At 47.7% G+C, this 6,149-nt stretch carries 3 protein-coding genes, 1 tRNA gene and 1 pseudogene; 3 read left to right on the top strand and 2 right to left on the bottom strand.

The annotated features are described in order from the left end of the window. Nucleotides 1–200: 200 nt before the first annotated feature. From IM322_RS17120 to IM322_RS17110, 3 genes and pseudogenes are all read left to right on the top strand, one after another. Nucleotides 201–1,832 (top strand): annotated as a pseudogene (locus tag IM322_RS17120) (hypothetical protein); the annotation flags it as partial. A gap of 228 nt (nt 1,833–2,060) precedes the next feature. Then, nucleotides 2,061–2,786, top strand: a complete 726-nt coding sequence (locus IM322_RS17115) for an HAD family hydrolase (protein ID WP_287673893.1) — start codon at nt 2,061–2,063, stop codon at nt 2,784–2,786. 77 nt (nt 2,787–2,863) lie between these two features. Next, nucleotides 2,864–2,934 (top strand) — tRNA-Gly (locus tag IM322_RS17110). Nucleotides 2,935–2,993: 59 nt separating this feature from the next. Here IM322_RS17110 and IM322_RS17105 read toward each other — a convergent pair. After that, the gene (locus tag IM322_RS17105) at nt 2,994–3,419 is read right to left on the bottom strand and encodes a lysozyme inhibitor LprI family protein (protein WP_287673892.1); all 426 of its coding nucleotides are present in this window, start codon (nt 3,417–3,419) and stop codon (nt 2,994–2,996) included. 167 nt (nt 3,420–3,586) lie between these two features. After that, nucleotides 3,587–5,824 (bottom strand): FdhF/YdeP family oxidoreductase, encoded by a 2,238-nt coding sequence (locus IM322_RS17100; RefSeq protein ID WP_287673894.1) that lies wholly within the window; start codon nt 5,822–5,824, stop codon nt 3,587–3,589. Nucleotides 5,825–6,149 lie beyond the last annotated feature (325 nt).

Raw genomic sequence — 6,149 nt, 5'->3', positions numbered from 1 at the left:
TTCTGCTCTTTCTTCTTCTTTAAGAGCTTTTTGTAAGTTTTTCTTTTCTTCTAAATCTAGGAAATCTTTAGCTGGCATAAGTAGAATTTTTCTCAAGTTACTATTTCTATTTTAGGTGGTTTAAGTGCGTTTTAGCTTATGTGGAAACGAGAGGCGGCGGCGATAAATTCCAAGAACAGAAAACATGGCGCGATAGAATGCAATTTCTCCGCGACCATCCCGTACAATTGCGTCTAGGGATTCAGGGTCTTCTCTTAACTGTAATTACCCCTCTAATTATCTGTAGCATAGCGGCAAATTTAGGACTTTCTGTTAATTGGGTGGGCGTGGCGTTGGGCGTGGCGTTGGGCGTGGCGTTGGGCGTGGCGTTGGGCGTGGCGTTGGGCGTGGCGTTGGACGTGGCGTTGGACGTGGCGCCGGTCGTGGCGTTGGGCGTGGCGTTGGGCGTGGCGTTGGGCGTGGCGTTGGGCGTGGCGTTGGACGTGGCGCCGGTCGTGGCGCCGGTCGTGGCGTTGGGCGTGGCGTTGGGCGTGGCGTTGGGCGTGGTGTCGGGCGTGGCGCCGGTCGTGGCGTTGGGCGTGGCGTTGGGCGTGGTGTCGGGCGTGGCGCCGGTCGTGGCGTTGGGCGTGGCGTTGGGCGTGGTGTCGGGCGTGGTGTCGGGCGTGGCGTCGGGCGTGGTGTCGGGCGTGGCGTTGGGCGTGGTGTTGGGCGTGGCGTCGGGCGTGGTGTGGGGCGTGGCGTCGGGCGTGGTGTGGGGCGTGGCGTCGGGCGTTGGGCGTGGTGTGGCGTTGGGCGTGGTGTCGGGCGTGGCGTTGGGCGTGATGTGGGGCCAGGTGTGGGGCCGGGTGTGGGGCGTGGTGTCGGGCGTGGCGTCGGGCGTGGCGTCGGGCGTGGCGTCGGGCGGGGTGTGGGGCGGGGTGTGGGGCCTGGTGTGGGGCCTGGTGTGGGGCCGGGTGTCGGGCGGGGTGTCGGGCGGGGTGTCGGGCGTGGTGTGGGGCGTGGCGTTCGGCGGGGTGTGGGGCGGGGTGTTTATATTCGCCTTTCTCCGTCCTGATAATTGGCTAATCGGGCTTTTGGCGGGCGAGCAAGGGCGACTTTTTCCCCGTATTACCCTTCTACCGCTGCCGGGGTTAACCTCGACTCTACAACAATGGTTACAGCAAGACTGGGAAACAGCTATTGATAACCTCAATCAATACCTTCAGTACAGCCGCCAGTTTATTCCTGTTGTTACCGCCGTTAATCGCGTTTTACCGCAATTCCCAGAGGCAGAAATTATCTATCGGGTCTCCCGTCTGGCAGAAAATCCCTCCGATTGGCAATTGTTAAAATATGCGTCGGCGTCGGCGAAACCGTCTTCTCTTCCTGACAGTCAAATCCGTCTAGATACTCCTGCTCGCGCCGCCGCCGCCGGTTTTTGGTATCTTCACCAACGGGACACCGAAAAAGCCGAAAAAGCCTTTGCTGAGGTACGTTCCCTCGCCTACGGGGAAGAAATGTATAGCCTAGCCCAAACTTTACACCGATTTAGTCAAGCAGCAACTCTCGATAGTATCGCTTCCCTGGAGGTTGCCCCTATTGCCGCAGAACCGTCATTACGTCCGCAAACTTGGCAGGCTATCAGCAGTTTAAATCGAGTTATCGCAGAAATGGCTTCAGTCCAGAGAAGTTACAGTTACTCCCAAGAGACTAGAGAACTCGCTCTTAATCGGATTATCGGGGAATTAAGCGATATAATCGACCAACAGGCGGCCAATTTACCCCTAGCAGAAAAAGCATTAATCCTTTCTATCGCCCAAAAATGGAAAGGGTGCGGCTCTTTTAGCTTGTAAGCCAAGACGCATTTAAACCGCTTATTCTTAGATTAGCCGAATCTCCCCCCCTGCCGCCTAGAGCCTAGAATTGATTCATAGTAGGGTTGATTCATGAATCAACCCTACCCGACTTCGGGGGGGGGATTGGGGGAAAATGGGTCTTAGCTTCCCCACACCCGGCCCCGACGAAAAACTTTAGTATAATCAAGAATATTTAGTATTTATTAGCTTTTCTGTCTAAGATTGATGTTAAAGGCTGTTCTGTTCGATTTTAATGGGGTGATCATCAATGATGAACCGATCCATCAGGAGTTAATTAATGAAATCTTGCTCGGAGAAAATTTGCTGCCCCTAGGGTCGGAATTTGCGGAGTTATGTCTGGGGAGAAGCGATCGCGTCTGTTTGCGTAATGTTCTCACCCGTCGCAATCGTCAAGTGACCGAGGAATATCTGACTAAGTTAATTAACAAAAAAGCCAGTTTATACCGAGAAAGATTAGGAAAATTAGAGAAACTTCCTATTTATGAGGAGATATACTCTTTTTTAGAACGGGTTAAGGCCAGAGATCTACAAATCGGTTTGGTGACGGGAGCAATACGCTCGGAAGTGGAATCAATCTTGCAACAGGCAGCCCTTGGGGATTACTTTAGTGTCATTGTCACCGGTGATGAGATTAGCACCAGTAAACCCCAACCGGATGGTTATTTACTGGCCGTAGAAAGATTTAATCGTTGGAATTTTAATCTACAGTTGCAACCCCAGGAATGTCTGGTGATTGAAGATACTTTTGTCGGTTGCGAAGCGGCAAAAAGAGCGGGAATGCAGGTGGTGGGAATCGCTCACACCTATCCCTTCCATTTTATGCAGAGAGTGTCCAACTGGGCGATCGATAATTTCTCCCAACTAGATCTCGATCGCGTGGAAGAAACTTTTAGCCAAATCGGGGAAATAAAGGAGCGATCGGGATTTTAGAGGCGATTAACAAGCTGAAAAGCCCTACTTGCAAAAATCGGCAATTCGTGTTATACTAACGAAAGTGCTAAGAAAATGCGGGTGTAGTTTAGTGGTAAAACCCTAGCCTTCCAAGCTAATGATAGGGGTTCGATTCCCCTCACCCGCTTAGGCTGTTGTGCAGTAAACGTCTAAGGAATTATCGGTAATATCAACGGCGATTTTGACTTAGCGATCGCTATCTTCTAAATATCTCTGCAAATCTTTGGTGCGCTGCTCGGTGACATCTGCCAAACAAAAACCGTAAATCATGGGAGCCATCGATCCTCCCTCATAGGCACTTCTTTCAAATTCGCAACTGCTGTCTCTAAACTTAATCCAAGCTTGTTGGGCGCTAATTAATTTTTGTTTGCGAGAAGCTGACAGTTTTGGCAGTAGTTGTCGATAAACTTGATTTAACTTGCGATCAGCGTTTTGATAAGCTATGCTGGCACAAATGTTCATTTCGCTTTGAGTCTGGGGATTGTTACAGTTAGGGCGTTGAGCTAGTTGCAAGTTCGTCGCTGCAGATGTGGGACTTGCAATGCCACGGGTAGCCATCCCGACAGCCAACAAACTTGCTATGCTTAATACGGTTAGTAAAAACTTACCCATGGCTATTTATTCTATGATCGTAAGAACAGGATAACAGAAATGCGATCAAAGCGATAGGGAGCTTCTTTAATTTCGCTTTCCCAGAATTGGACTCGGTTTCGTTCATTTATTCGCTTGCTTAACTCTATTTCATTATTTCCCAAAAAGAAAATCCGAGGAGTTGATAACTAAAAAACCCAGACGGGAACTCGTTTATAAGCGGGGGTTCCACAGCGAGGGTCGATTTTAGCCTTGAATAAAACATTGGCTTCGGGATAAAACATAAAGCCAACACCTTCGCGAATCGAACCGAAAATAATTTCAATATTCTCTAATTTGCCAGCATCTCCTTGAACGGTGACTCGTTGATGTTCTTGAAAGCTGGCTTTTTTGGCATCTTCGGCGTTCATCAATAAACAATGACGGTGAGGCATTCCCCGATATTTATCACCCACTTGATAAACGACGGTATTATGTTGTCCATAACTGCGTCCTGTTCCGAGAATCAGGGCAATTCCGGGGGCATTTTCCGGTTGGTTGAAATCTTGCTTTTCCGGTGCTTTTAAAGTGGGTAAAGGGGTGACGGACATTTGCGCTTTTCCTGTCGATGTCGGAAAATGGGGTTCGGTAAAAATCCGTCCGCTAATGGTAAATTCTGTTTGGGTTTGATCTAATTGCCCGATTTTTTGATAACCCGGAATCGTTTTGGCGATTAACTGACGAATATAGGCGGTGTCGTGTAATCTCGACCAATCAATCGGGTTTGTACCTAAAACCTTGACGGCAATATTTGTTAATAGTTCTACTTCCGAGATGATATCGACATCAGAACCCTGTAGATGACTGCTTCCCCGCTCGTTAAAACGGACAAAATTATTGCCCGATTCGGTTGTTGTCGGGTGAGGATTTTCAAAACGAGCGAAGACGGGTAAAATTACCGTATTTTGTCGGGCTAATCCGTGAAAATGTCCTAAATTTGGCTTAGTAGCCACATAAAAAATCGTATCAATTTGTGCTAAGGCTTTTTTGGCTTGAGTTAAATCTGGATTTGCCCCATAAAGATTACCTCCCAAACAGAAAAGGGTGTTGATTTTTCCCCGTTCGGCCGCTTCAATTAATGCCCTGGTATCATAACCGCCGGTTATATTTAATGGCTTTCCTAAAAGTTGAGAAAGTGCCTCGGCGATTTCCCGACGTAATTTCACCGTAACGCCCATAGAACCGAAGCCCTGTACATTAGAATGACCTCTGATTGGCATGGTTCCTGCACCTATTTTACCAGCATTACCTGTAAGTAAAGCTGTATTAGCAATACTGATAATATTATCGACACCGTTTTCCTGTTGTGTAACCCCCATCGCCCAAGCGAAAACCACTCGCTCTAAATTGCCGAAAAGGGCGGCGGTTGCTTCAATTTCTTCTCGGGATAAACCGCAGGTTTTAGTAATGGTTTCCCAGGGTATTTGTCGGGCATAATCTATAACAGATTGCCAATTTTCTGTATGGGATTCGAGATAATCCCACCGGACTAAATTTTGTTCGATCAAAGATTTTTGTAATCCGACGAATAGGGCGGTATCGCTACCCGGAATCGGCTGTAGGTAGAGAGTAGAAATATCGGAACCGCCCCGCAATAGGGATTTAATCGGAAAAGCGGGCGAGGAGAATTTGACCAATCCGACTTCAATTTGCGGGTTAATAATAATAATTTTACCGCCGCGATCACGAATTTGAATTAATTCATTCATCAGGCGAGGATGATTAGCGGGGGCGTTAGAACCGATCAATACCACACAATCGGCTTGTTTTAAACTTTCCAGACTGACCATCGAAGTCCCGGAGCCGAAAACCTGTTTTAATCCTACGGTCGAGGCGGCATGACAGAGATCGGAACAATCGGCTAAATTATTACTTCCCAATGCCCGGAAAAACAATTGTAAGAGATAGGCTGCTTCATTAGAAGAACGTCCCGAACTATAGGAGGCCAGAGTCTCGGACGGTTGACGAAAAGCTTGTTCGGCTAATCGATAAACTTCTTCCCAGCTAATACGTTGATAGTGACTTTCTCCAGCTTTTAAGAGAACGGGATAACTGAAACGACCCAAGCGATCGCATTCTAAGGAGGTTAAGGACTGTAATTGAGCGAGATGATAGGTCTGAAAAAAATCGGTTTTAATACCTGGCATTAATTCGGAAGTAATCGCTTCGACACTTTTGAGACAACGTTGCAGACTTTCCCCCGCTTCGTTGACAAAACCGCCCTTTTGTCCCCCCGTTCCCCAAGCGCAAGCTAAACAGGCACTTTTATGATTTAAGGTTTGCCATAGTTTAATCCCTTGAGGAGAGAGGGTTTTTTCTGCCCAATATTGCAATACGGGAAAACCCCCGCCCGCTTCAATTTTGTCCGATGTTTCCCGTTCTTTCATCGCTTTTTCTCCCGATTTTTTCTCAAATCCCTCCGAGAGGGAGAGTGTACCCAGTACAGTTGAGTTTATCACCATTTTTCAAAAAGTGCATCAGCAACGGATAAACGACCGGCAAGCTACGGTTAGTTGTTGACAATATCCCATGATTGTGATTTTATCAGACTAGGGAGAGGTCTATTAAAAAGGCGTTGTCAGACAGAAAGATGAATCAAGCAGAAACGCAGGGAATAGGAACATCCTTAAACTTGAGGTAATGAATAAGAAGCCGAATTGAGTGCTCTAACATTTCGACAGATTTTGAATAGCAGAGAGTCTTACGATGAAG

Source organism: Microcystis sp. M109S1 (genome assembly GCF_020247025.1).
GTDB lineage: Bacteria > Cyanobacteriota > Cyanobacteriia > Cyanobacteriales > Microcystaceae > Microcystis.
Note: the sequence above shows the minus strand (reverse complement) of the source record. Positions and strands in the feature narration are given on the sequence as shown.

Bases quoted from the DNA above. Each gene is read 5' to 3' on its own strand.
- IM322_RS17105 (WP_287673892.1), bottom strand. From the start codon at position 3,419: ATGGGTAAGTTTTTACTAACCGTATTAAGCATAGCAAGTTTGTTGGCT.
- IM322_RS17100 (WP_287673894.1), bottom strand. From the start codon at position 5,824: ATGAAAGAACGGGAAACATCGGACAAAATTGAAGCGGGCGGGGGTTTT.
- IM322_RS17115 (WP_287673893.1), top strand. From the start codon at position 2,061: ATGTTAAAGGCTGTTCTGTTCGATTTTAATGGGGTGATCATCAATGAT.